This window comes from Aeromonas sp. Marseille-Q5825 (assembly GCF_946892685.1).
Lineage (GTDB): Bacteria > Pseudomonadota > Gammaproteobacteria > Enterobacterales > Aeromonadaceae > Aeromonas > Aeromonas rivipollensis.
In genome coordinates, this window is record NZ_CAMPOU010000008.1 from 1 (window position 1) to 24318 (window position 24318).

The window sequence follows — 24318 nt, forward strand, 5'->3', positions numbered from 1 at the left end:
TAAGCTGGCTCATCAGTTCGGCGTGTTCCGCCGTGCTGGTAGGGGCGCATTATAGGGAGCCGCGCCGGGATGACAAGGGCTTTTTGTAAAAATGAGTTCGTTTGCTGAAAAAGCAGGCTGAACCTCATGAAATGCCAGTTTTAGCCCCGTTTCATGCCGCTTTTTTGTTCACCCCATCGGTCTGGGCCTGGATGTAGTTGACCCAGCTGGTCGCCCGCTTCTGCCAGTTGTCCTGCTGCTGCAGCTCGCGAGCCAGCTCCAGCGCCTGGGCATACTGCTCCTTATTGAGGTGTGCCTGCACCAGCAGTGCCTTGGCTCTATTGCCCTGCTCACCCTTGGCTGACTTCATGGCTACCAGCTGAGTCATGGCGGCTTCTGTCTTGCCTTGTTGCAGCAGCAGCTCGGCGACGCGCATGGCCGCCTTGGGCTGGGCATGCTGTTTGGCGAGCCGTTGCCAGCTATCTACCGCCTTAGGCCACTCGCGGGCACCTTCCCACAACTGGGCCAGCAGTTGCTGGTTCTCGGCACTTGCCTTCATCTGTCCCTTCGCCATGGCGGCTTCCAGCAGACGGGCGCCGCGATAGGGCAGCCCCTGCCAGGCATAGAGCCGGATCAGCTGGTTGCGGGCGGCCGCATCGTCCATCAGCTGACGATCGATGGCGGTCTGCAACAGCGCCAGCGCCTGGTCCCCACGCTTGGCGGACAGGTTAAGCGAAACGGCCTGTTGCCACCATTTGCTCTCTTTTGGTTCGTGGCGCACCAGCTCTTGCGCCTGCTCTGCCGCAGCGCCATAACGTTGCAGGGCGGTGAGGGCGGAGAGGCGAATGATCGCCGTCTGCTTGTGCCAGCCTTTCTTCAGCAACTGCTCGCTCTGGCTGACCGCCTCGCCATATTGCTTGTTGTGGTAATAGAGGCCCGCCAGACGCAGGCGCAAGGCATCGTCAGACTTGAGTGCCAGTGCGGCCTTGTAGCTGGCGATGGCGCCGGACCAGTTGGATTGCTGCGCCTGGATATCCCCACGCAGACGCAGCAACTGGAGCTGCTGCTGCTCGGGCCACTCTTTATAGGCCAGCGCCTGTTCCACGTAGCGACTCGCCTGCGCGGTCTGCTGCAAGTTGGCCGCCAGTGAAGCCTGCAACTGGGCCAGCCAGGCGCGCTCGGCATCGGAGCCAGGCTTGAGCCCGCTCGCCTTGTTCTGGGCCTGTTGCCACTGACCCGACTGATAGAGCTTCATCACAGGCTCCAGCTGACGGGAGAAATGAGGGCTCACTTCCATGGCCAGACAGGCTTGGCTGACCAGGGCCAGCAGGCAGATCCAGATCCGCAACATGGTTACGACTCCAATTTGAATTTGAGATTGATGGTTTGCACCAGCTTGTCGGTGGCACCCGGTCTCGGCTGGTAGCGCCACTTGCTGACAGCCTGAATCGCCGCCCGCTCGAACTGCCGCTTGGGTTTGGCCTCGATCACTTCCACATCCTGTACCCGCCCCTCGGCATCGACGCTGAAGCGCAGGGTCACCGAGCCTTCTATGCCGGCCTGCTGGGCCCGATAGGGATAGACGGGCTCGACCCGCTGCAAGGGAGTCAGCATGTCGCCGACACCTATGCCCGCGCCTTGAGACTGACCATGGAAGCTGCTGCTCGCCACCGGGGTGGGGCTGGTGGCCACCCCGGGGGCAGATACCTGCACCGCGCTCAGGCTGGAGACCAGATCCAGGCTCGGCTGCACCGAGGGCAGCGGCGCCGCCGCCGGCATGGGCATTGGCGTGGAGGCCAGGGCGGCGGGAGGCTCCGGCAAGGGTTCCGGCTCCTGGGGTACCGGGCGCTCGCGCACCTGCACCTCGTTCACCTCGGTCTGCATGTTGATGACGATGGCTTTCTGTTCGGACGAGGCCCTCTCTCCCCGGGGAGGCTCCACCAATGTAGCCATGAACAGCAGGATCGCCAGACTGAGGGCAACCCCCAGCCCCAGGCTCATCAGCTTGAACTTCATTTCGGCGCCACCGCCACGGCGATATTGGCGATGCCTGCCGCCTTGGCCTCATCCATCACCCGCACTACCTTGCCGTGAGGCACCCGCTCATCGGCCTGGATCACCAGGCTGGCATCGGGCTGCTCCGACAGTAGACGGGCCAGGCTGGCCTGCACCCGCTCCACATCCACCTGTTTGCGGTCGAGGAAGATCTGCCCCTGGGCGCCGATGGCCAGCATGATGCTGGAGGACTTCTGCGCCTTGGCCTGGCTCGCCTGGGGCCTGTGCACCTCGAGCCCGGCTTCCCGTACGAAGGAGGTGGTCACGATGAAGAAGATCAGCATGATGAACACGATATCCAGCATGGGAGTCATGTCGATCTGCACTTCATCACGCTGGCGTTTGGATTGCCGTCTCATTGCATTACCTTCTCTTCTCGCAGGCCGTCCCGGGTCTTGGCCAGCGCACGCTTGGCCTGGCTCTCGAGACGACTGAGTAACAACACGCCGGAGAGGGCCACCACCATGCCTGCCATGGTGGGGATGGTGGCACGGGAGATCCCGCCCGCCATGCTCTCCGGGTTAAAGCGGTTGGCGGCGGCCAACGCATCGAATACGCCTATCATGCCGGTCACAGTGCCGAGCAGGCCCAACATGGGGCAGAGCACCACCAGGGTGCGGATGAAGATGAGATGGCGGTTGAGCTCGAGTTCGGCCTCTGCCAGCCAGCGGCTGCGGATCGCCTTGGCGTGCCAGCTGTGGCGCTCGCTGCGTCCCTGCCAGCGGCCGAACAACTGCCGCTGCAGCGGGCCGAAGCCCAGGTTGAGGTAGAGCAGCCGCTCGATCATCAAAATCCACATCAGCACCAGCAAGGCCAGGATGACCCAGAGCACGGGGCCGCCACGGCCCATGAAGCTCTGCAACTGTTGCCAGATGTCGACCATCATGCCACCCGCTCCATCCCGTCCCCGTTATTCTCGGCCCGCTCGGCCAGAATGCCGGCGACTTGCTGCTCCAGCACGTTGGAGAGCTCGGTGAAACGGGATTGCAGCAGGCTGTGGGCCAGGATCAGCGGAATGGCGGCCACCAACCCCTGGACTGTGGTGATCAGCGCCATGGAGATGCCGCCCGCCATGATCTTGGGATCGCCGGTACCGAACTGGGTAATGGCCTGGAAGGTGCCTATCATGCCGGTGACAGTACCGAGCAGCCCCAGCATGGGGGCTATGGCGGCGATCACCTTGACCATGCCGATGCCACGCTCCATCCGGGGCGTCTCCTGCAGTATGGCTTCGTCCAGCCTCAGTTCGAGCGTCTCCATGCTCAGCTCGGGATGCTGTTCCGCTACCGTCAGCACCCGACCGAGGGCGTTGTCGGCGTGGTATTCGCCACTCTTGAGCTGGCGACGCACCAGGGTCAGTTCACGGGAGAGGGTCCAGAGCCGTACGGCGGCAATGCCGAGGCCGATGGCGGCCAGCAGCACTATGATGGCGCCTACCTGGCCCCCTTGCTGGACTTGCTGCCAGAAGGTCGGCGCCTGGGCCAGCATCTCGAGCAAGACGCCGTGGGAGGGATCCAGCGGCAACGCCTCTCCCTCCTTGCCCTGATAGGCGCTCAGCTCGGACAGCACTCCGCCGGGCAAGCCCAGTACCGGACTCAGCCCTTCGCCGCTCGGTTGCAGGAAGCCTTCGCTGCCAAACAGCGCGAAGCTGCCGACCCGGGTCAGCGACTGCTCACTGGCCGCCCCCTGGGCATCCAGCACCTTGCCGTTAAACTGGACAACCCGGCCCGACTCGCGGATCTCCTGCAACAGGGTGGCGGGCAGCAGGGCGAGGGCGGCGCGATCCGGCACCTGCTTGTCCTGGGCCATCGCCTTCAAGGCAGTCAGACGATCCGGATACTGGCCCTGCACCGAGGAGTCACCCAACAGCTTGACCGCATCGCTGGCGCCCTGACGGGTCACCGCGAAGATCTCGTTCATGTCGCCGGAAGCTTGCTCCCACTGGCCGTTGAGCTCGACCAGCTGCTTTTCATTGCTGGCAAACTGGCTGGCCAGCTCCTTGCTCAGGCGCTGGGCCTCGGCCAGCCTGGCGCGGGCACTGTTCAATTCGGTGGAGACAGACGCCAGATCCTGCTGCGCCTGTTGCTCGCGGGCCTGTTCCTGCTGTTGCCACTCTTCATTGGCAATGGCCAGCTGGGAGCAGAGGGAGAGGGTGACCAGAAGGGGGAACCATTTCATGACTGAGCCTCCTGGCTACGGGCGACAGACAGGGGCACATGCAACAGTTGCGGGACTTTCTTGTCGGCCGCCATGTCCAGCGCATCGGCAAGGGGGGTGAGCCACTCGCTATCCAGCGGCAACCAGCTCTTGCTCTCGGTGGACCAGCGCCAGGCCTGGGAGCGATCGGCTGTCATGGCCAGCAGGGAGACGCGGCCGAGCGCCAGCACATCGACCCGACGTTCGGCACCATCCAGCGCCAGCTGGGCGGTATAGGCGTCCATCCGGCTGCCGTATTCGGCTTCGATCTGGTAGGCCTGCAGCAGCTGGCGGAACTTCTCCGCCTCGCTCACGTCCGCCCGGGCCAGGGTCACCTTCAACTGCTCGACCCGCGCCAGACGGTCCTCCTTGCGCAGGGGAATGTCATCCTGCACCAGCTGTTCGAGATCCGCCTGCATCTGCAGCATCAGCGGGATCAGGCCCTGCCGGGTCTCTTGTACCGCTTCCAGCTGTTGAGTGAGCTTGCCCAGCTCATTCTGCTGATCGGCCACCAGAGACTGCATGTAGCTGTTGTAGGCTTCCAGATCCCGCAGTTGCAGCTGGGCATTTTGCAGCTCCAGCCGGGCGGCAACGGCGGCATCGGCCGCCTTTTCTACGCGCTGCTGGGAGGCTTTCCCATCCGCGATGCTGTTTTTCAGTGCGGGCGCGACCAAATCGTCTGCCGAGGCGACGAAATGAACGGCCAATGGCAACAAGGCCAGACCCCAGATCTTTTTCATGGTACACAATCTTAACAATGATAACTATTCTCATTGTCTCAAAGAGTCGTGCCAGTGGCAATCAGATGATTTTCTTGGCCTGTGGCTGAAAAAACAGGATACTTTTTAGACAAGCACGGGAACAACTGGCGTTGGTAGTCACAACACCATTTTAAATAACTAAAAAATGTCTTTTCGATCAGGATGATAAGTGGTCGAAGAAGGAGACTTACATGTTTAACGATGCGATCTGGGAACACATAGATCGGTTCACCAAGGCCAAGAAAACCAGCGATATCCAGCAGCAACTGGAGCGCTTCAGCCATCAGATGGGATTTGATTACTTCAGGTTGCTGATCATTTTCCCCATCAGCATGCAGAAATCACACGTGGCCTTGTTCAACAACTGCCCGACCAGCTGGTTTGATGCCTACACGGAGCGGCACTACCTGACCCAGGATCCTGTGGTCTTCCTGGGCCTGAAGCAGACCCAGCCCATCTTCTGGAACAAGCTCGATTGCGACTCCCCCTGGCTGCCCAGCGCCAGCCGGGAGGTGATGAACCTCGCCGCCGACTTTGGCGTGAGAAACGGCGTCTCCTTCCCGCTGCACACGCCCCAGGGGGAACATGGCATCCTCTCCTTCATCAGCAAGGAGAAATCCAACTCCGACCTGATGTTTGAAAACGTTCCCATGCTGTCGTTCTGCGCCAGCTACATCTTCAATGCGGCGCTGCAACTGATAAAGAGCAGGCCGGACCTGATGAAGCATCTGGCCGAGCTGTCGGATCGGGAGAAGGAGTGCCTGTTCTGGGCCAGCGAGGGCAAGACCTCCTGGGAGATAGCCACCATACTCGGCATCAGCGAGCGCACCGTGAACTTCCACCTCAATCAGGTCACCAACAAGACGGATTCGAAGAACCGCAACCAGGCGATCGCCAAGAGCATCTCCAGCGGCATCATAGTGCCTTCGCTGAACGACGTGACCATCACCAACCTGCGGCTCTCCTGAGCCGGTCCGCAGCAACAAAAAGAGCCGCAACAGCGGCTCTTTTTTTATGTCTGACAACGGCTTATTCCACGGTCACGGATTTCGCCAGGTTGCGCGGCTGATCCACGTCGGTGCCCTTGATCAGGGCGACGTGGTAGGAGAGCAGCTGCAACGGCACCGTGTAGACAATGGGGGCTATCATCTCTTCCACGTGGTTCAGGCTCATCACCCTCATGGTCTCGTCGCTCTTGAAGCCGGCGTCGGCATCGGCGAACACGTAGAGGATGCCGCCACGGGCACGCACCTCTTCCACGTTGGACTTGAGCTTCTCCAGCAGATCGTTGTTCGGCGCCACCACTATGATGGGCATCTCGGCATCGATCAGCGCCAGCGGGCCGTGCTTGAGCTCACCGGCGGCATAGGCCTCGGCATGGATGTAGGAGATCTCTTTCAGCTTGAGCGCCCCCTCCATGGCGATGGGGTACTGGCTGCCACGACCGAGGAACAGGCTGTGGTGCTTGTCGGCGAACTCCTCGGCCAGGGTCTCGATCTGCTTGGCCAGCGCCAGGCTCTCCTTGATACGCAGCGGCAGGGCTTGCAGCGCCTTGACCAGGTCGGCTTCGGCGGCGGCGCTCAGGTTGCCACGGCAATGACCGACAGAGGCCACCAGCATCAGCAGGCCGGCCAGCTGGGTGGTGAACGCCTTGGTGGAGGCGACGCCAATCTCGGCACCGGCCCGGGTCATAAAGGCCAAGTCAGATTCCCGCACCAGGGAGGAACCCGGCACGTTGCAGATGGCGAGCGAGCTCATGTAACCGGACTCCTTGGCCAGGCGCAGGGCGGCCAGGGTGTCGGCAGTCTCGCCGCTCTGGGACAGGGTCACCAGCAGGCTGTTGGGGCGCACCACTGACTTGCGATAGCGGAACTCGGAGGCGATCTCCACGTCGCAGGAGACGCCGGCTATCTCTTCGAACCAGTAGCGGGCCACCATGCCGGAGTTGTAGGAGGTGCCGCAGGCCACGATCTGGACGTGCTCTACCTTGTCGAAGATGGCGCGTGCGCCGTTGCCGAACGACTCGACCACCACGTGGTCGGTGCCCAGACGCCCTTCCAGGGTGTTGGTGATGGCCTTGGGTTGCTCGTAGATCTCCTTGAGCATGTAGTGGCGGTACTCGCCCTTGTCACCGGCGTCGTGGGAGAGCTCGGATTCCAGCTCCTCGCGCACCACGGCATTGCCCTGGGTATCGAAGATGTGCACGTCGCGACGGGTCACCTCGGCCACATCCCCCTCTTCCAGGAAGATGAAGCGACGGGTCACCGGCAGCAGGGCCATCTGATCGGAGGCGATGAAGTTCTCGCCGATGCCGCGGCCGATCACCAGGGGCGAGCCGGAGCGGGCCACCACCACGCGGCTGTCGTCACGGCTGTCCATCACCACAGTGCCGTAGGCACCGCGCAGCTGCTTCACCGTGACCTGCATGGCGGCCAGCAGGCTGGGGGCGGATTTCAGCTCGTGGTGCACCAGGTGGGCGATCACCTCGGTGTCGGTGTCTGAGCTGAACTCGTAACCCATGCCCTGCAACTGGCTACGCAGCTCTTCGTGGTTCTCTATGATGCCGTTGTGCACCACCACTATATGGTCGGAGACGTGGGGGTGGGCATTGCGCTCGGACGGCTCGCCATGGGTCGCCCAGCGGGTGTGGGCTATGCCGGTGCCGCCGTGGACGGACTGCTCTTCCAGAGCCTTGGCCAGCTCGGCCACCTTGCCGAGGCGGCGTACCCGCTGCAGCGGCTGGCTGGCGCTGAACACGGCCACACCGGCGGAGTCATAGCCGCGGTATTCCAGACGGCGCAGGCCTTCTACCAGGATTTCAGCCACATCACGTTGGGCCACTGCCCCGACGATGCCACACATAGACTTCTCCTCAAGAGGTAAAAACGGAAATTCGTTTGGATAGTTGGATGTTTGGGTCAAACCGCCACTGGGACGCAGATCAGTGCTATCCCCCTGGCCTGAATCTGTGCTCTGGCCTCGCTGTCCAGCCCCTCATCGGTCACCAGGGTATGGATGCTGGACCAGGGCAGCTCGAGATTGGGGATCTTGCGGCCTATCTTCTCCGACTCGACCATGACGATGACCTCGCGGGACACCTCGGCCATCACACGGGAGAGGCCCACCAGCTCGTTGAAGGTGGTGGTGCCCCGCTCCGGGTCTATGCCGTCGGCGCCGATGAACAGCTGGTCGAAGTCATAGGAGCGCAACACCTGCTCCGCCACCTGACCCTGGAAGGATTCGGAGTGGGGATCCCAGGTGCCGCCGGTCATCAGCAGAGTGGGCTCGTTCTCCAGCTCGCGCAGGGCACCGGCCACGTTGAGGGAGTTGGTCATCACGATGAGGCCGCGCTTGCTGCCCAGCATGGGGATCATGGCGCTGGTGGTGCTGCCGCTGTCGATGATGACGCGGTTGTGATCGCGGATGCGCTCGGCGGCGGCACGGGCGATAGCCAGCTTTCGTTTCGAAACTTGATCCGGGTTGCTGTCCACCACCATCTCGCTCGGCAGGGGCACGGCACCACCGTAACGGCGCAGCAGCAGGCCGCCGGTCTCCAGCACGGCCAGATCCTTGCGGATGGTCACTTCCGAGGTGGAGAAGTGCTTGGCCAAGGCATCGACGCTGACTTCGCCCTGTTCCTGCACCAGGGTCACTATGGTGTGACGGCGCTGTTGAGTGTTGCGTTTGGTCATCTTAAAGTTTCGATTCGAAAGAATGGCGAAATATTAATACCTTTTTTGGAAAAATCAAACGGCAAATAGGATCCGATTTGGTTCGATGCCAGAATGGTCAGGCCGATTTATGACGAGGATGCCATGCAAAAACGAGTCATCTGGCTGGTGGAAGATGAGGCCAGCATCGCCGACACCCTGATCTATGCCCTGCAGACCGATGGCTTCGAGGTGGAGTGGTTCCCCCTCGGCCAGCCGTTGCTGGCGCGACTGGAACGGTCGCGACCGGATTTCCTGATCCTGGATGTGGGGTTGCCGGACATAGGCGGCTTCGAGCTGTGCAAGCAGGTACGAGCCCTGACCGACACTCCCCTGATGTTTCTCACCGCCCGCAGCGAGGAGATAGACAGGTTGATCGGGCTGGAGATAGGGGCCGACGACTACGTGGCCAAGCCCTTCTCGCCGCGGGAGGTGTGCGCCAGGGTGAGGGTGATACTGCGCCGCAGCCAGCCCATAATCCCCCAACCGAGCCAATTGCTGGCACTGGACGAGGAGCGGGCCCGTATCTGCTTCCACGGTCAGCCCCTGACCCTCACCCGCTACGAATACCTGCTGCTCAAGACGCTGATGCAGGCACCTGGGCGGGTCTACTCTCGTCAGCAGTTGATGGATCTGGTGTGGAGTGGGGCAGAAGAGAGCCTGGATCGCACCGTCGACACCCACATCAAGACCATTCGCGCCAAGCTGCGGGAACGTGACGCTGACGCCAACCTGATCCTGACCCATCGCGGGCTGGGCTACAGTCTGGAACTGGCATGAGGATCGGCCTGCAGCAAGCATATGGTCTGGCGCCCGGATACAAACGGATAGAACTGGTATGAGAATAGGACTGCAACTGCTGTGCGGTCTGGTGCTGATCTTCGCGCTGGCCGCCTGGTTCGTGCTGGAGATCTTCGTCGAGGAGATCAAACCCGGGGTGCGCAGCGCCACCGAGGATACCCTGGTGGACATGGCCCAGCTGCTGGCCCCCCTGGCCCTGGACGATCTGCAGGAGGGGAAGATGGCGGATGGCCGGCTGGCCAGCGCCTTTGCCCGCCTCAACCAGAGCCCCATCAACGCCCTGATCGACGGTCACCTCAAGCAGCAGGCGGAGTACCGCATCTATGTGGTCGACGCCAAGGGCAAGGTGGTCTATGACTCGGACGGGGTGGATCTGGGCAAGGACTATTCCCGCTGGAACGACGTCTACCGCACCTTGCGCGGGGAGTATGGCGCCCGCAGCACCCGCAGCGACCCAGACGATCCCGCCAGCTCGGTGATGCACGTGGCCGCCCCCCTGCGCGAGGGGGGCGAGATCCTGGGTTCCCTCACTGTCGCCAAACCCAACCGCACCCTGCTGCCCATGATCGAGCGCAGCGAGCACCAGCTGTTGCAGGGGGCGGCCCTGCTGCTCTGCCTCTCGCTGCTGATCGGCGCCCTGCTGGTGTGGTGGCTCACCCGCGCCATCGGCAAGCTGGTGTACTACGCCGATGCGGTCAGCCAGGGTCAGCCCGCCAGCCTGCCGAGGCTCCACAGCCCGGAGCTGGACCGGCTCGGCCACTCCCTCGAGACCATGCGCCGCCAGCTGGACGGAAAATCCTATATCGAAGCCTATGTGCACAGCCTAACCCATGAGCTCAAAAGCCCGCTGGCCGCCATCCGCGGGGCAGGGGAGATCCTCGCCGAGGTACCTCCGCCCGAGGTGGCGCGGCGCTTTATCGGCAACATCAATCTGGAGACGGCCCGCATGCAGCAACTGATCGAACGCATGCTACAGCTCGCGCGCCTCGAATCGGGGCAGGGGTTGGACAGACAGGCCATAGCCCCCGCCACACTGGGCAGGCGGGCTCTGGATGCCCGCCAGATAGTCGCTGCCCGTCGTCAGGTAGCCCTGGCGGCAGAGCTCGCCGACGCCCCCAGGCAGAAGTGGGATCCCCTGCTGGTGGAGCAGGCCCTAGGCAACCTGCTGGACAACGCCCTCGACTTTTCACCCGCCGGGGGTCACATACGGCTGAATGGTGCCATGGAGGAGGGGGGCTACTGCTTCCGGGTGCGGGATCAGGGACCCGGCATCCCTGACTATGCGCTGCCGCGGATCTTCGAGCGCTTCTACTCCCTGCCCAGACCCGACAAGGGCAAGAGCAGCGGCCTCGGGCTCAGCTTTGCCGCCGAAGTGGCCCGCCAGCACGGCGGCCGGCTGACCCTGGGCAACCAGCCGGAAGGCGGGGTGCTGGCCGAACTCTGGTTGCCCACGGCTTGAGCCACGGACTTCACACTGAACACACAGAGCAGGGCTAAGCTGCGCCTCCTCGGATAGGGTCCCGCCCGGACCCGTCGATACGCGTTCTGATGAATCAAGGAGATGTTCATGTCCCGCATTCTGTTGTCCGGCCTGCTTGCCGCCGGCCTCTTCTGTGCCTTGCCCGCCAGCGCCACCACGGGTTGCCTGCTGTTTGCCGATGGCAGCGGCAAACCCCTCAGCGCCCAGGGTGACTGCGCCAGCCAGCTGACGCCCGCCTCCACCTTCAAGATCCCCCTCGCGCTGATGGGCTATGAGAGCGGCTTCCTGGTGGATGAACAGTTGCCCGCCCTGCCATTCAAAGCCGGTGACCCTGACTTCCTGCCGGAATGGAAGCAGACCACCACCCCGAGCAGCTGGATGAAATTCTCGGTGATCTGGTATTCCCAACGCCTCACCGAATGGCTGGGAGAGGCGCGCTTCCAGCAGTACGTCGACCGCTTCGACTACGGCAACCGGGAGCTGTCGGGCAACCCGGGCAAGCACGACGGTCTGACCCAGGCCTGGCTCAGCTCCAGCCTCGCCATCAGCCCCCAGGAGCAGGCCCGCTTCCTCGGCAAGCTGGTGAGCGGCAAGCTGCCGGTCTCCGCCGAGGCGGTGCGCCGCACCAGCACACTGCTGCGTCAGCCCGACATCGATGGCTGGCAGATCCACGGCAAGACCGGCATGGGCTACCCCAAGCTGCTGGATGGCAGCCTCAACCGGGATCAGCAGATCGGCTGGTTCGTCGGCTGGGCCAGCAAGCAGGACAAGAAGCTCATCTTCGTGCACACAGTGGTGCAAAAACCCGGCAAGCAGTTCGCGTCCCTCAGGGCAAAGGAAGAGGTGTTTGCCGCCTTGCCAACAGAGCTGAAGAAACTCTGATCTCCAACCGGCGCCTGGCGCCGGTTTTTTTATCCCCCTTCACTCCCACTTCACAGGGCCCCATCCCCGCTTCACCCGACCAGGGCACACTCGACCCCATCAACAAGGAGAGGCGTCATGGTCAAACAGATATTCACCCACAAGATAGTGCTGCTGCTGTTGCTCAGCCTGCTGCTGATGATCCCCGTTCACTCCATCATGGAGCTGAACCGGGAGCGCCAGGCCTACCGCAGCCAGGCCATCCACAGCATCATGGCAAGCCACAGCGGTCCGCAGCGCTTGCTGGGGCCAGTGCTGGTGCAACCCTATACCCGGGCCATCACCGTCGAGCAGGATGGCAAGCGCTTCGTGCGCGAGGAGCGGGTCTATCGCTACCTGCTGCCGGACAGGCTGGATGTGCGAGCCAGCATGGAGGTAACCCCGCGCAAACTTGGCATCTATCAGGCCCAGGTCTATCACAGCCGGCTCTCCCTCTCCGGCCGGTTGCCGGCCAGTCTGGCCGACAAGGTGCTGGTAGCCGGCAACCCGGACCTGAGTTTCGATGCCGCGGATCCCGCCCTGGTCCCGGGCAAACCCTACCTCAGCCTGGTGCTGTCCGATGCCCGCGGCATCAGCAGCGTGCCCGAGCTGAAGCTGGGAGAGCGGCGCATTCCGTTCGCCCCCGGCGCCCTGCTGGGTGACGGTCTGGCCGGTATCCATGCCCCGCTCGACAGCCTGCCCGGGGAAGATGGCCGCTTTCACATCGAGCTGAACCTGCAAGGCATGAACGCGCTTGAGGTGGTGCCGATCGGCCAGGACAGCAGATTCAACCTGAGTGGCAACTGGCCCCATCCCAACTTTATCGGCGATTTTCTGCCCGGCAGCCGCACCCTGAACGATCAGGGGTTCGACGCCAGCTGGCAGACCAGCTGGTTTGCCACCGACATGGAGCGGCGCTTCACCCGCATGATGAAGGGGGCGGGGAGCGATTTGCCGACCTTCAGCGTCAGCCTGGTGCAGCCGGTGGATCACTATCAGCAGAACGAGCGGGCCGCCAAATACGCCCTGCTGTTCATCGGCCTCACCTTCCTCAGTTTCTTCATGTTCGAGCTGCTCAAGGGGCTGCGGGTGCACCCAATCCAGTACGCCCTGGTGGGCATGGGGCTGGCCATCTTCTATCTGGTGCTGCTGGCGCTGACCGAGCACCTGGGCTTTGGCTGGGCTTATCTGGTCGCCAGCCTCGCCAGCGTGTCGCTCAACGGCTTCTACCTCAGCCACGTGCTGGGTGGTCCGCGTCAGGGCCTCGGCTTCGCGGCCCTGCTCGGGCTGGTCTACGCCATACTGTTCGGGCTGCTGCAGGCCGAGGAGATAGCCCTGCTGCTCGGCGCCCTGCTGCTGTTCGCCATACTGGCGCTTGTCATGGTGCTGACCCGCAAGCTGGACTGGTATGGGGTGATGGGCAACCCACCGCCTTCCTCTTCCCCGAGCCAGGAGAGCTGAAAACAAAACCGGCGCCCTGAGGGCGCCGGTTTCATTTCATTGACTGGGCATCACTTCTTCTTGACCGGGCGGGCCCAGTTCTTGATGTGACGCTGGGGCACCCGGGTGATCACCAGCTCGTGCTCGGCCACATCCTTGGTGATGGTGGAACCCGCACCCAGGGTCGCGCCCTTGCCGATGCGCACCGGCGCCACCAGCTGGGTATCGGAGCCGACGAAGACATCATCCTCTATGATGGTCTGGAACTTGTTCACCCCATCATAATTACAAGTAATGGTGCCGGCACCTATGTTCACCTTGGCGCCTATGTCCGCATCCCCCAGGTAGGTCAGGTGACCACACTTGGAGCCGACCCCGAGCCGGGATTTCTTCATCTCGACGAAGTTGCCGACGTGAGCATCCTGCTCCAGCACGGCACCCGGGCGCAGACGGGCAAAGGGGCCGACCGAGCATTGATCCGCCACCAGGGCGCCCTCGATGACGGAGTAGGGCTTCACCTCGCTGTGATCGCCTATCTCACAATCCTTCAGCACGGCGCCGGCGCCGATGCGCACATGGTTGCCGAGCTTTACCTTGCCCTCGATGATGACGTTGACGTCGATCACCACCTCTTCACCGATCTCGAGCGACCCGCGCAGATCGAAGCGGGCCGGATCGATCAGGGTGACCCCGGCGATCATCAGCCTCTCGGCCTGCATCTTCTGATAGCTGCGCTCGAGGGCCGCCAGCTGGACCCGGTTGTTGGCCCCTTCCACCTCCATGGCGCTGTCCGGATGGACGGCGGCGATCGGGCAGCCATCCCCATGGGCCATGGCGATCACGTCGGTGAGATAGAACTCGCCCTGGGCGTTCTTGTTGTCCAGACGGGACAGCCAGCCACGCAGCTGGGCGCCATTAGCCACCAGCACGCCGGTATTCACCTCGCGGATGGCAAGCTGTTCGGCGTTGGCATCCTTCTGCTCGACGATGCCGACTACCTGGCCGTTTTCACGGACGATACGGCCATAGCCGGTGGGGTTGTCCAGCACCACGGTCAGCAGCGCCATGCCGTCGTCAGCCTTGGCGGCCCGCAGCCGTTGCAGGGTCTCGGGCTGGATCAGCGGGGTGTCGCCGTACAGTACCAGCACCTCATCCTCATCCTGCCAAAACGGAATCGCCTGGGCGACCGCATGGCCAGTGCCCAACTGCTGGGCCTGCAACACCCAGTTGAGATCCGGGGCGGCGATCCGCTCCTTGAGCAGCTCGGCGCCGTGGCCATAGACCAGGTGCAGTTGCTCAGCACCTATCTGGCGGGCGGTGTCGATCACATGGGACACCATGGGTTTGTTGGCTACCGGATGCAGCACCTTGGGCAGAACGGAACGCATGCGAGTACCTTTACCCGCAGCCAGGATCACGACGTTGAGAGACATAGCTAGCCTTTGAAACATGAGGAAATACCCGGCGGAGTCTATCCAACGGGCAAAAAAAAAGCGACCCGAAGGTCGCTTTTTGCATCACCGTGATTAGCGGTAATTCTTTTTGACGATATCGATAACCCGCAGCTGGGCCATTGCTTTGGCCAGCTCGGCAGACGCCTGAGCATAGTCGATATCACCATGGGAGCTGTGGATCCGCTCTTCGGCACGACGCTTGGCTTCCTGGGCTTTCGCCTCATCCAGGTCATCGGCACGAATGGCGGTATCGGCCAGCACGGTCACGGACTCGGGTTGCACTTCCAGCATACCGCCGGAGATGTACAACACCTCTTCGCTACCATTTTGCTTGATCAAGCGGACCAGGCCCGGCTTGATGGCAGTCAGCAACGGAGCATGACCGTGGCGAAGACCCAGCTCACCCTCGGAGCCTGTTACCTGGGCTGATTGCACGCGACCGGAAAACAGTTTCCCTTCGGCGCTCACCACATCCAGGTGAAAGGAGATCATCTCAGCCATGGGCCCTCCTATCGAGGCTTACAGTTTCTTGGCTTTCTCGACGACTTCGTCGATGCTACCAACCATGTAAAACGCCTGCTCGGGCAGATCGTCGTACTCGCCTTTCAGGATGCCCTGGAAACCACGGATGGTCTCTTTCAGCGGCACGTATTTGCCCGGAGAACCGGTAAATACTTCGGCCACGAAGAACGGCTGGGACAGGAAACGCTCGATCTTACGGGCACGGGATACGGTCAGTTTGTCTTCTTCTGACAGTTCATCCATACCCAGGATGGCGATGATGTCCTTCAGCTCTTTGTAGCGCTGCAGCACGATCTGCACACCACGAGCGGTCTCGTAGTGATCCTTGCCTACCACCAGCGGATCCAGCTGACGGGAGGTGGAGTCCAGCGGGTCAACGGCCGGGTAGATACCCAGTGCCGCGATCTGACGGGACAGAACGATGGTCGCATCCAGGTGGGCGAAGGTGGTCGCCGGAGACGGGTCGGTCAAGTCATCCGCAGGCACGTAAACGGCCTGGACTGACGTGATGGAACCAGTCTTGGTGGAGGTGATACGTTCTTGCAGAACACCCATCTCCTCGGCCAGGGTCGGCTGGTAACCTACTGCAGAAGGCATACGGCCCAGCAGTGCGGATACCTCAGTACCGGCCAGGGTGTAACGGTAGATGTTGTCCACGAAGAACAGCACGTCACGACCCTCGTCACGGAACTTCTCGGCCATGGTCAGACCGGTCAGCGCGACGCGCAGACGGTTTCCGGGCGGCTCGTTCATCTGACCGTAAACCAGAGATACTTTGTCCAGTACGTTGGACTCCATCATCTCGTGGTAGAAGTCGTTACCCTCACGGGTACGCTCACCTACACCGGCGAATACAGAGTAACCACTGTGTTCGATCGCGATGTTACGGATCAGCTCCATCATGTTGACGGTTTTGCCTACACCGGCACCACCGAACAGACCGACCTTACCACCCTTGGCGAACGGACAAACCAGATCGATAACCTTGATGCCGGTCTCCAGCAGCTCGGCACTGTTGGACTGATCTTCGTAGCTGGGGGCTTCGCGGTGGATGGACCAACGCTCTTCTTCGCCGATCGGACCCTTCTCGTCGATGGGCTCGCCCAGTACGTTCATGATACGACCCAGGGTCGAGGTACCAACCGGTACCTGGATGGCCTTGCCGCTGTTAACTACTTCCAACCCACGACGCAGACCGTCGGAGGAACCCATGGTGATGCAACGAACGACGCCGCCGCCGATCTGTTGCTGAACTTCCAGTACCAGACCCTGGCCTTGGCCTTCGCTGATGACTTTCAGTGCATCGTACACCTGGGGCACGGCATTCTGCGGGAACTCGATGTCCACTACAGCGCCGATGATTTGGACGATGAAACCGTTACTCATGTCAAATCCTCTAAACCTTTGATAACCCTTGCCTTACACCGCAGCAGCACCGGATACGATCTCTGTCAGTTCCTGGGTAATACTGGCCTGACGGGCCTTGTTGTACACCAGTTGCAGATCGTTAATCAGGTTGCCGGCGTTGTCAGTCGCGGCTTGCATGGCAACCATTCGGGCTGCCTGTTCACTTGCCAAGTTTTCTACCACGCCCTGGTACACCTGGGATTCGACGTAGCGAATCAACAGGGTATCCAGCAGCTGCTTGGGATCCGGCTCATAGAGGTAATCCCAGTGGTGTTTCTTGGCGAGCTTGCTGTCTTCTGTTACGGGCAAAGGCAGCAGTTGATCGACTTTTGGTTGCTGAACCATGGTGTTGACGAACTTGTTGTACACCAGATACAGCCTGTCAATCTCACCGTTGTCGTAAGCCTTCAGCATGACCTTGACTGAACCAATCAGGTCATTGACGCTCGGGTTGTCACCCAGTCCGGAGACATGGGCTTTAACCTTGGCGCCGTGCCGCTCAAAGAAGTTGGAGGCTTTGCTACCGATCAGTGCCAGGTCAACCTTGGCACCTTTCGCGCTCCATTGCTTCATATCGTTGAGGGCGGCTTTGAACAGGTTGATGTTCAGGCCGCCACACAGGCCACGGTCGGTGGAGACGACGATGTAACCCACTCGCTTGACCTCACGTTCGATGAGGTAGGGGTGCTTGTATTCCAAGTTCCCCTGAGCGATATGGCCGATCACCTTGCGCATGGTTTCAGCGTACGGACGGCTGGCAGACATGCGTTCCTGCGCACGGCGCATCTTGCTGGCTGCCACCATTTCCATAGCGCTGGTGATCTTCTGAGTGTTTTTCACACTCCCGATCTTGTTACGAATCTCTTTTGCGCCGGCCATCTCTTCTCTCCATCAGGTGGCAGCTTGCGCTGCCACACACGCTTACCAGGTCTGGGTTGCCTTGAAGCTATCCAGCAACGCAGTCAGCTTGCCAACGATCGCGTCGTTGTAGTCGGCCTTGGCATTGATTTCAGCCATCAGCTCAGCATGCTGGGTATTGGCGTAAGAGAGCAGAGCGGCTTCGAAGTCGACGATTTTGCTCAGTTCGACATCGGCGAGGTAGCCCTTCTCGGCGGCGAACAGCACCAGAGACTGGTGAGCCACGCTCATCGGAGAGTACTGCTTCTGCTTCATCAGCTCGGTCACTTTCTGACCATGGTCCAGCTGCTTGCGAGTCGCATCGTCCAGATCGGAAGAGAACTGGGCGAAGGCCGCCAGCTCACGATACTGGGCCAGCGCGGTACGGATACCACCGGACAGCTTCTTGACGATCTTGGTCTGAGCGGCACCGCCCACACGGGATACGGAGATACCCGGGTCAACCGCCGGACGAATACCGGAGTTGAACAGCTGAGTGGTCAGGAAGATCTGGCCATCGGTGATGGAGATCACGTTGGTCGGAACGAACGCAGACACGTCACCGGCCTGGGTTTCGATGATCGGCAACGCGGTCAGAGAACCGGTCTGGCCAGTCACGGCACCCTTGGTGAACTTCTCGACGTACTCGACGTTGACGCGGGAAGCACGCTCCAGCAGACGGGAGTGCAGATAGAAGACGTCGCCCGGGTAAGCTTCACGTCCTGGCGGACGGCGCAGCAGCAGGGAGATCTGGCGATAGGCTACGGCCTGCTTGGACAGGTCATCATAGATGATCAGCGCGTCTTCACCGCGGTCACGGAAGTACTCACCCATGGAGCAACCGGCATAGGGAGCCAGGTACTGCAGGGCAGCCGCTTCGGAGGCAGAAGCTACGACCACTATGGTGTTGGCCAGGGCGCCGTGCTCTTCCAGCTTGCGCACCACGTTGGCGATGGTGGAGGCCTTCTGGCCAATCGCAACGTAGACACACTTAATGCCGGAGTCTTTCTGGTTGATGATGGTGTCGATCGCGATGGCGGTCTTACCAACCTGACGGTCACCGATGATCAGCTCACGCTGGCCACGACCGATAGGGATCATGGCATCGATGGCTTTCAGACCGGTCTGGACTGGCTGGTCAACAGACTTACGCTCGATAACGCCCGGGGCAATGACTTCGATCGGCGAGTAGCCGTCGTTGTCTACCGGACCCTTACCGTCGATCGGCTGACCCAGGGTGTTGACCACCCGGCCCAACAGACCACGACCGACCGGCACTTCCAGAATACGGCCGGTACCTTTTACTTTCATCCCTTCCGCCAGGTTGGCATAGGGACCCATGACAACGGCACCAACGGAGTCACGCTCCAGGTTCAATGCCAGAGCGAAGCGGTTACCCGGCAGCTCGATCATTTCACCCTGCATGGCATCGGCCAGACCGTGGATACGAATGATACCGTCGCTCACAGAGACGATGGTACCTTCGTTACGCGCTTCGCTTTTGACATCAAACTGCGCAATGCGCTGCTTGATCAGCTCGGCGATTTCAGTGGAATTCAGTTGCATGCTCTAATACCCCAATCAAGATTGCAGCGCGTCGGCCATGCGATCCAGCTTACCGCGGACCGTGCCGTCGATAACCAGATCACCGGCCTTGATGAGCACCCCGGCCATCAAGGACGCATCGATGCTGCAATTCAGCTTCACTTTGCGCGCGAGACGTTGTTCCAGAGAAGCCTGAATAGCGGCCTTCTGCTGGTCGGTCAGTTCGATCGCCGAAATCACGTCAGCCTGAACTTCTTTGTCCAGTTCAGCCTTGAGCGCGACATATTCAGCAACGACAGCCGGCAGCACACCCAAGCGACCATTCTCAGCCATCACCCGGATCAGGTTCTGACCATGCTCGTTGAGCTGCTCACCGCAGACACCGACAAACAGATTTGCCAGTTCTTCGGCGGCCACGGAGCCGTTTACCAGGTCATGGATGGTCTCGTTCTCGGCCACTTGTGCGGCGAAACCGAGCATCTCCAGCCATTGGTCAACCGCCTTGTGCTCAACGGCAAACTCGAAAGCAGCCTTGGCGTAGGGGCGAGCGATTGTAGTCAGTTCAGACATAGCCCCGTTCCCGTTACAGTTCTGCTACCAGTTTGTCGACGATGTCGCTGTTGGCAGCCTGGTCGATTTGGCGTGCCAGGATCTTCTCTGCACCCGCGATGGCAAGAGCAGCAACCTGCTTGCGCAGTTCTTCTTTGGCACGATGACGTTCAGCTTCGATCTCTGCACGGCCCTGAGCCAGGATTTTTTCCCGCTCAGCTTGAGCTCCGACAGCAGCTTCATCAATGATCTGGGCCTTGCGTTTGTTGGCCTGATCGATGATTTCAGCAGCCTGAAGCTTGGCTTCTTTCAGCTGATCGGTGGCGTTGGCCTTGGCCAAATCCAGATCTTTCTTGGCACGTTCGGCAGAAGAGAGACCATCAGCAATTTCTTTCTGACGGGCTTCGATGGCAGCGATCAGCGGCGGCCATACGTACTTCATGCAAAACACTACGAAGATGAAAAAAGCAATTGCTTGGCCGAGGAGGGTGGCGTTGATATTCACAGCCGATGTCCTCTTAAGTTAGTTAATGGGTTCTGCGTGAGTCGTGACGACTTAGGCAACCGCAAACATCACATACAGACCCAGACCAACGGCGATCATCGGGATCGCATCCACCAGACCCATGACGATGAAGAACTGGGTACGCAGAACAGGGATCAGGTCCGGTTGACGAGCAGCACCTTCCAGGAACTTGCCACCCAGGATACCGATACCGATGGAGGCGCCGATAGCCGCCAGACCCATCATCATTGCAGCAGCGATGTACAGCAGGTCCATGTTCAAGTTTTCCATGAGGATCTCCATTTATTTAGATGTAATTGATTGTATAAAAAGGATTATTTGAGTTGCATCAACCATGGTCTTCTTGCGCCATCGACAGATAGACGATGGTCAGAACCATGAAGATAAACGCCTGCAAAGTGATGATCAGGATGTGGAAAATTGCCCAAGGCACGGACAGGATCCACTGTGACCACCAGGGTAACAAACCCGCAATCAGGATAAAGATCAGTTCGCCAGCATACATGTTGCCGAACAGTCGCAGACCCAATGAAACAGGCTTGGAAATCAACGTGACGGTTTCAAGGATGAAGTTAACCGGGATGGCAGCGGGATGGTTGAAAGGCTGAAGCGTCAGCTCCTTCACGAATCCACTGATACCCTTGACCTTGATGCTGTAGTACAGGATCAAGAAGAACACGCCCAAAGCCATGGACATGGTGATGTTAACGTCAGCAGAGGGAACCACACGCAGATAGGGAACACCCATCAACTGTGCAGCGTGAGGGATAAAGTCAACGGGGATCAGATCCATGAAGTTCATCAGGAAGATCCAGACAAACACTGTCAGTCCCAGCGGTGCGATGACCGGGTTCCGACCATGGAAGATGTCTTTGACGTTACCATTCACAAACTCGACCAGCATCTCCACAAAGCACTGCAGCTTACCGGGCACACCGCTGGTGGCCTTGACGGCTACGCGGCGGAACGACCAGATAAACAGGGCGCCTAGCAAGACGGAAAATATCATTGAGTCGATATTCACCGTCCAGAACCCGGACCCGACTTGCAGGTGGGTCAGGTGGTGGGAGATATATCCCTGAGGAGTCAGGACTTCTCCGGTTGCAGACATGAGTTTTCCTAATAGTGGTTGTTAAGCGTGAATGAAACTATCCACTGTACAACGAGGGCGAGGATATAAGTGGCGAAGAACGAGACGGTGTCGACCTCGATCCCGGAGCCAAACATCAGGGCGAAAAGTCCTGTTGTAGTAATGAGCTTAATCCCTGCCCCACCATAAAAGTCCCGCAAAACCAGGCCCACGCTCTCTTTCGTCACCTTGCGGCGCAGAACCCAGAGAGTGAACAGGGCTTGAGGAACCCAGTACATTCCCCCCCCGAAGAGGGAAGAACGTCCGGCAAACGCCCCGGTCTGATAAAACCAGACGGAACTGATCGCCAGGATCAGGATGAGCTGACAAACGAGCATAGCCAAGGCTAGCGTCAAACCTTCCAAGGCTACTTTCTGTTTCACCAACCTACCCCTGAACATTACAGAACTGTAAAAAATCGGGATCCGAAGACCCCAGGTTCACAGCTCGAAAAGCCGGTCAAATTATACCCGTGAAGACGGCTATTGCAACATGGCAAAAATCCTTAATTTTTGCGGCTTTCCGCGCGAAATTAAGGTTATGTTCATATCGAAAGGAATGGATGTTTTATTACTACAAAAAGCGTAAAAATCACGATTCTGACAGACCAAAATAGCCCAATACCCGGTCCAAATCCGCTAAGTTATCGTAACTTATTACTAACTTGCCGCTATCCTTCTTGCCCGGCTGAAGCTGTACCTGATTGCCAATTTTTTCTGAAATCTGGCGCTCTAGGTAACCAAACTGGGGATCGCGGACGGGCTCGACCTTGGTTTTTGCCGGTTCCAGCGTTTTTTGCACCAGTTTCTCGGTATCTCGCACCGTCAGCCCCTTCTGGGCGACCAGCTTGGCCAGCTCGGACTGGGCCGGGCCGCTCAGGGCCAGCAGGGCACGGGCATGGCCCATGTCGAGATCCCCGTGCTCGACGAACCGCTTCACGTCCTCGTTGAGCTGGTTCAGGCGCAGCAGGTTGGTGACAGTGGTGCGGGACTTGCCCACCGCCTCGGCCACCTGCTGGTGGGTCAGCTCGAATTCGGTCAGCAGTCGCTGCAGGGCCACAGCTTCTTCGATGGCGTTGAGATCCTCGCGCTGAATGTTCTCAATCAGCGCTATGGCCACCGCGGCCTCGTCGGGCACGTCCTTGACGATGCAGGGCACCACCTCGAGCCGGGCCAGCTGGGACGCGCGCCAGCGCCGCTCACCTGCGATGATCTCGAAGCGATTCTCCCCGATGGAGCGTACCACTATCGGCTGAATCACGCCTTGCGCCCGTATCGAGTTGGCCAGGTCTTCCAGCGCATCCTGGGACATGTCCTTGCGCGGCTGGTATTTGCCGGACTGCAGCCACTCCAGCGGCAGCTTGCGCAGCTCGCCCTGGTTGGTGGGCGCCATGGCCTGTTCGGTACGCTGGTCGCTCATCACCTGTTTCTGGCGGGCGGCCGTGCTGGTGCTGAGCAGGGCATCCAACCCCTTGCCCAGCCCACGTTTCTTCGGCGTCATATGCTCTCTCGGTCTGCGGTGATCGGCTGAGACTCCTGCTCCTGACGACGCAGGATCTCGCCAGCCAGGGCCAGATAGGCCTTGGCCCCCACCGATGATTTGTCATAGTGCATGGCCGGGGCACCGAAGCTCGGCGCCTCCGCCAGTCTAACGTTGCGGGGGATGATGGTGCGATAGACCTTGTCCCCGAAATGCTGTTTCAGCTGATCGGACACATCATTGGCCAGCCGGTTGCGGTGATCGAACATGGTGCGCAGCACGCCCTCGATCTTCAGCTCCGGGTTGACGACGGCCGCCAGCTTGCTGATGGTATCCACCAGGGCGGTGAGCCCTTCCAGCGCGTAATACTCGCACTGCATGGGCACCAGCACGGAGTCGGCGGCGGCCATGGCGTTGACGGTCAGCATGTTGAGAGAAGGCGGGCAGTCGATGAAGACGTAGTCGTACTTGTCCCGTACCGAGGCCAGGGCGTTGCGCAGGCGGATCTCGCGGGCGAAGAACTCCATCAGACGGATTTCCGCCGCCGTCACATCGGCATTGGCGGCGATGAGGTGATAGCCACCCGAGGTCTCGGGGATGATCACCTCGTTGATGGGAGCATCGTCGATCAGCAGTTCATAGGCGGTGCGTTCGACTTCGTACTTGTCGATGCCACTGCCCATGGTGGCATTGCCCTGCGGATCCAGATCGATCACCAGCACCTTGCGCCGGGTAGCGGCCAGGGAGGCGGCCAGATTCACACAGGTGGTGGTTTTACCCACTCCACCCTTCTGGTTGGCTATGGCAATGACTTTTCCCACACTATCCCCTAAATGAATACGGCGGCCCTATTCGGGCTGGATGGCTTTAAACTCCAGCAGATGACGCTCGCCTTCCAGTTCGGGCACCACCAGCTGATGGGTGGCAACCAGACGAATGCTGGCAGGCAACTGTGCCAGTTCCTGCTCGGGGTATTGTCCCTTGAGCGCCAAGAAGCTGCCCTCGGGTGACGGCAGATGGTGACACCAGTTCAGCATGTCCTCCAGCGAGGCGAAGGCCCGGCTGAGTACAGCATCGAAGCCCACCTCGGGTTGATACTCTTCCACCCGGGATTTGACGGGCGTCACATTGGTCAGCCCCAGCTCCTGGATCACCTGGCGGATGAAGTTGATCCGCTTGCCCAGGCTGTCGAGCAGCACGAACTGCTTGTCCGGATTGATGATGGCCAGCGGCAGGCCGGGCAGACCCGGGCCTGTGCCCACATCGATGAAACGCTCACCGTGCAGGTGAGGGCTCACCACCAGGCTGTCGAGGATGTGCTTGACCAGCATGGCGTCCGGATCTCGCACCGAGGTGAGATTGTAAGCCTTGTTCCACTTGTGCAGCAACTCAACCAACTGCACCAACTGGGTCTTTTGAGTGTCGGTGATAACAATTCCGGCCTGCATGAGCAGGCCGTTCAATCTTTCCAGCATATTTTCCAACGGT

26 protein-coding genes are annotated in these 24318 nt (G+C 60.4%); 5 read left to right on the forward strand and 21 right to left on the reverse strand.

The genetic code is table 11. From position 1 onward, the window contains the following. Nucleotides 1-151 precede the first annotated feature (151 nt). From OC537_RS19670 to OC537_RS19695, 6 genes are read right to left on the reverse strand one after another with little or no spacing between them, the layout of a single operon-like run. Nucleotides 152-1330, reverse strand: coding sequence for a tetratricopeptide repeat protein (locus OC537_RS19670; protein WP_262113817.1), 1179 nt, complete (start codon nucleotides 1328-1330; stop codon nucleotides 152-154). Nucleotides 1331-1332: 2 nt separating this feature from the next. Next, entirely contained in the window at nucleotides 1333-1995 is a 663-nt protein-coding gene (locus OC537_RS19675) for an energy transducer TonB (RefSeq protein ID WP_262113819.1), read from the reverse strand. Continuing rightward, entirely contained in the window at nucleotides 1992-2393 is a 402-nt protein-coding gene (locus OC537_RS19680) for an ExbD/TolR family protein (RefSeq protein WP_025328850.1), read from the reverse strand. Before OC537_RS19680 ends, OC537_RS19675 begins: the two co-directional genes overlap by 4 nt. Further along, nucleotides 2390-2920 (reverse strand): MotA/TolQ/ExbB proton channel family protein, encoded by a 531-nt coding sequence (locus OC537_RS19685; RefSeq protein ID WP_025328851.1) that lies wholly within the window; start codon nucleotides 2918-2920, stop codon nucleotides 2390-2392. The genes OC537_RS19680 and OC537_RS19685 overlap by 4 nt, the downstream gene beginning before the upstream one ends. Further along, nucleotides 2917-4212 carry a MotA/TolQ/ExbB proton channel family protein gene (locus OC537_RS19690; protein ID WP_262113822.1) on the reverse strand — a complete coding sequence of 432 codons (1296 nt, stop codon included), beginning with the start codon at nucleotides 4210-4212 and terminating at the stop codon, nucleotides 2917-2919. Before OC537_RS19690 ends, OC537_RS19685 begins: the two co-directional genes overlap by 4 nt. Then, the gene (locus OC537_RS19695; protein WP_262113824.1) at nucleotides 4209-4970 is read right to left on the reverse strand and encodes a DUF3450 domain-containing protein; all 762 of its coding nucleotides are present in this window, start codon (nucleotides 4968-4970) and stop codon (nucleotides 4209-4211) included. Before OC537_RS19695 ends, OC537_RS19690 begins: the two co-directional genes overlap by 4 nt. 212 nt (nucleotides 4971-5182) lie before the next feature. On the opposite strand from OC537_RS19695, the gene OC537_RS19700 reads away from it, so the two are divergent. After that, complete coding sequence (locus tag OC537_RS19700; protein WP_106885393.1) at nucleotides 5183-5959, forward strand: LuxR family transcriptional regulator; 777 nt, start codon at nucleotides 5183-5185, stop codon at nucleotides 5957-5959. A gap of 61 nt (nucleotides 5960-6020) precedes the next feature. Here OC537_RS19700 and glmS read toward each other — a convergent pair whose 3' ends face one another. Together glmS and OC537_RS19710 are read right to left on the reverse strand one after the other, a co-directional pair. Then, entirely contained in the window at nucleotides 6021-7853 is a 1833-nt protein-coding gene (glmS, locus tag OC537_RS19705) for a glutamine--fructose-6-phosphate transaminase (isomerizing) (protein ID WP_262113827.1), read from the reverse strand. 56 nt (nucleotides 7854-7909) lie between these two features. Continuing rightward, nucleotides 7910-8683 (reverse strand): DeoR/GlpR family DNA-binding transcription regulator, encoded by a 774-nt coding sequence (locus OC537_RS19710; protein ID WP_262113828.1) that lies wholly within the window; start codon nucleotides 8681-8683, stop codon nucleotides 7910-7912. A gap of 123 nt (nucleotides 8684-8806) precedes the next feature. Here OC537_RS19710 and blrA point away from each other — a divergent pair, with 123 nt between their 5' ends. The 4 genes from blrA (at nucleotide 8807) to creD (ending at nucleotide 13343) form a co-directional block, all read left to right on the forward strand. Next, entirely contained in the window at nucleotides 8807-9481 is a 675-nt protein-coding gene (blrA, locus tag OC537_RS19715) for a beta-lactam response regulator transcription factor BlrA (protein WP_262113829.1), read from the forward strand. A gap of 58 nt (nucleotides 9482-9539) precedes the next feature. Further along, a complete protein-coding gene (gene blrB / locus OC537_RS19720) occupies nucleotides 9540-10961 on the forward strand; it encodes a beta-lactam sensor histidine kinase BlrB (protein WP_262113831.1) in 1422 nt (473 codons plus the stop codon). A 108-nt stretch (nucleotides 10962-11069) separates the two neighbouring features. Continuing rightward, complete coding sequence (blaOXA, locus tag OC537_RS19725) at nucleotides 11070-11864, forward strand: class D beta-lactamase (RefSeq protein WP_106885389.1); 795 nt, start codon at nucleotides 11070-11072, stop codon at nucleotides 11862-11864. A gap of 117 nt (nucleotides 11865-11981) precedes the next feature. Continuing rightward, on the forward strand, nucleotides 11982-13343 hold the full coding sequence (gene creD, locus OC537_RS19730; protein WP_262113835.1) for a cell envelope integrity protein CreD: 1362 nt from the start codon (nucleotides 11982-11984) through the stop codon (nucleotides 13341-13343). 50 nt (nucleotides 13344-13393) lie between these two features. On the opposite strand, the gene glmU is transcribed toward creD, so the two are convergent. From glmU to rsmG, 13 genes are all read right to left on the reverse strand, one after another. Next, on the reverse strand, nucleotides 13394-14755 hold the full coding sequence (gene glmU, locus OC537_RS19735; protein ID WP_262113837.1) for a bifunctional UDP-N-acetylglucosamine diphosphorylase/glucosamine-1-phosphate N-acetyltransferase GlmU: 1362 nt from the start codon (nucleotides 14753-14755) through the stop codon (nucleotides 13394-13396). 93 nt (nucleotides 14756-14848) lie between these two features. Further along, nucleotides 14849-15277 carry a F0F1 ATP synthase subunit epsilon gene (locus OC537_RS19740; protein ID WP_262113839.1) on the reverse strand — a complete coding sequence of 143 codons (429 nt, stop codon included), beginning with the start codon at nucleotides 15275-15277 and terminating at the stop codon, nucleotides 14849-14851. An 18-nt stretch (nucleotides 15278-15295) separates the two neighbouring features. Beyond that, nucleotides 15296-16684: a F0F1 ATP synthase subunit beta gene (gene atpD / locus OC537_RS19745; protein ID WP_262113840.1), complete on the reverse strand. Its 1389-nt coding sequence runs from the start codon at nucleotides 16682-16684 to the stop codon at nucleotides 15296-15298. A gap of 33 nt (nucleotides 16685-16717) precedes the next feature. Beyond that, on the reverse strand, nucleotides 16718-17584 hold the full coding sequence (gene atpG, locus OC537_RS19750; protein ID WP_041206629.1) for a F0F1 ATP synthase subunit gamma: 867 nt from the start codon (nucleotides 17582-17584) through the stop codon (nucleotides 16718-16720). 42 nt (nucleotides 17585-17626) lie between these two features. Further along, entirely contained in the window at nucleotides 17627-19168 is a 1542-nt protein-coding gene (gene atpA / locus OC537_RS19755) for a F0F1 ATP synthase subunit alpha (RefSeq protein ID WP_005326253.1), read from the reverse strand. A gap of 15 nt (nucleotides 19169-19183) precedes the next feature. After that, nucleotides 19184-19717 (reverse strand): F0F1 ATP synthase subunit delta, encoded by a 534-nt coding sequence (atpH, locus tag OC537_RS19760; protein ID WP_106885386.1) that lies wholly within the window; start codon nucleotides 19715-19717, stop codon nucleotides 19184-19186. 13 nt (nucleotides 19718-19730) lie between these two features. Next, nucleotides 19731-20201, reverse strand: coding sequence for a F0F1 ATP synthase subunit B (atpF, locus tag OC537_RS19765; protein WP_025328867.1), 471 nt, complete (start codon nucleotides 20199-20201; stop codon nucleotides 19731-19733). A 51-nt stretch (nucleotides 20202-20252) separates the two neighbouring features. Next, a complete protein-coding gene (gene atpE, locus OC537_RS19770) occupies nucleotides 20253-20492 on the reverse strand; it encodes a F0F1 ATP synthase subunit C (protein WP_010672265.1) in 240 nt (79 codons plus the stop codon). Between the two features lie 58 nt (nucleotides 20493-20550). After that, entirely contained in the window at nucleotides 20551-21333 is a 783-nt protein-coding gene (gene atpB, locus OC537_RS19775) for a F0F1 ATP synthase subunit A (protein WP_025328868.1), read from the reverse strand. An 8-nt stretch (nucleotides 21334-21341) separates the two neighbouring features. Continuing rightward, nucleotides 21342-21752: an ATP synthase subunit I gene (locus tag OC537_RS19780; RefSeq protein WP_025328869.1), complete on the reverse strand. Its 411-nt coding sequence runs from the start codon at nucleotides 21750-21752 to the stop codon at nucleotides 21342-21344. A gap of 190 nt (nucleotides 21753-21942) precedes the next feature. Beyond that, nucleotides 21943-22851, reverse strand: a complete 909-nt coding sequence (locus tag OC537_RS19785; RefSeq protein WP_171277147.1) for a ParB/RepB/Spo0J family partition protein — start codon at nucleotides 22849-22851, stop codon at nucleotides 21943-21945. Then, nucleotides 22848-23651 (reverse strand): ParA family protein, encoded by an 804-nt coding sequence (locus tag OC537_RS19790; protein ID WP_106885384.1) that lies wholly within the window; start codon nucleotides 23649-23651, stop codon nucleotides 22848-22850. The genes OC537_RS19785 and OC537_RS19790 overlap by 4 nt, the downstream gene beginning before the upstream one ends. Nucleotides 23652-23678: 27 nt before the next feature. Next, nucleotides 23679-24305, reverse strand: a complete 627-nt coding sequence (gene rsmG / locus OC537_RS19795) for a 16S rRNA (guanine(527)-N(7))-methyltransferase RsmG (RefSeq protein WP_163135499.1) — start codon at nucleotides 24303-24305, stop codon at nucleotides 23679-23681. Nucleotides 24306-24318: the final 13 nt, after the last annotated feature.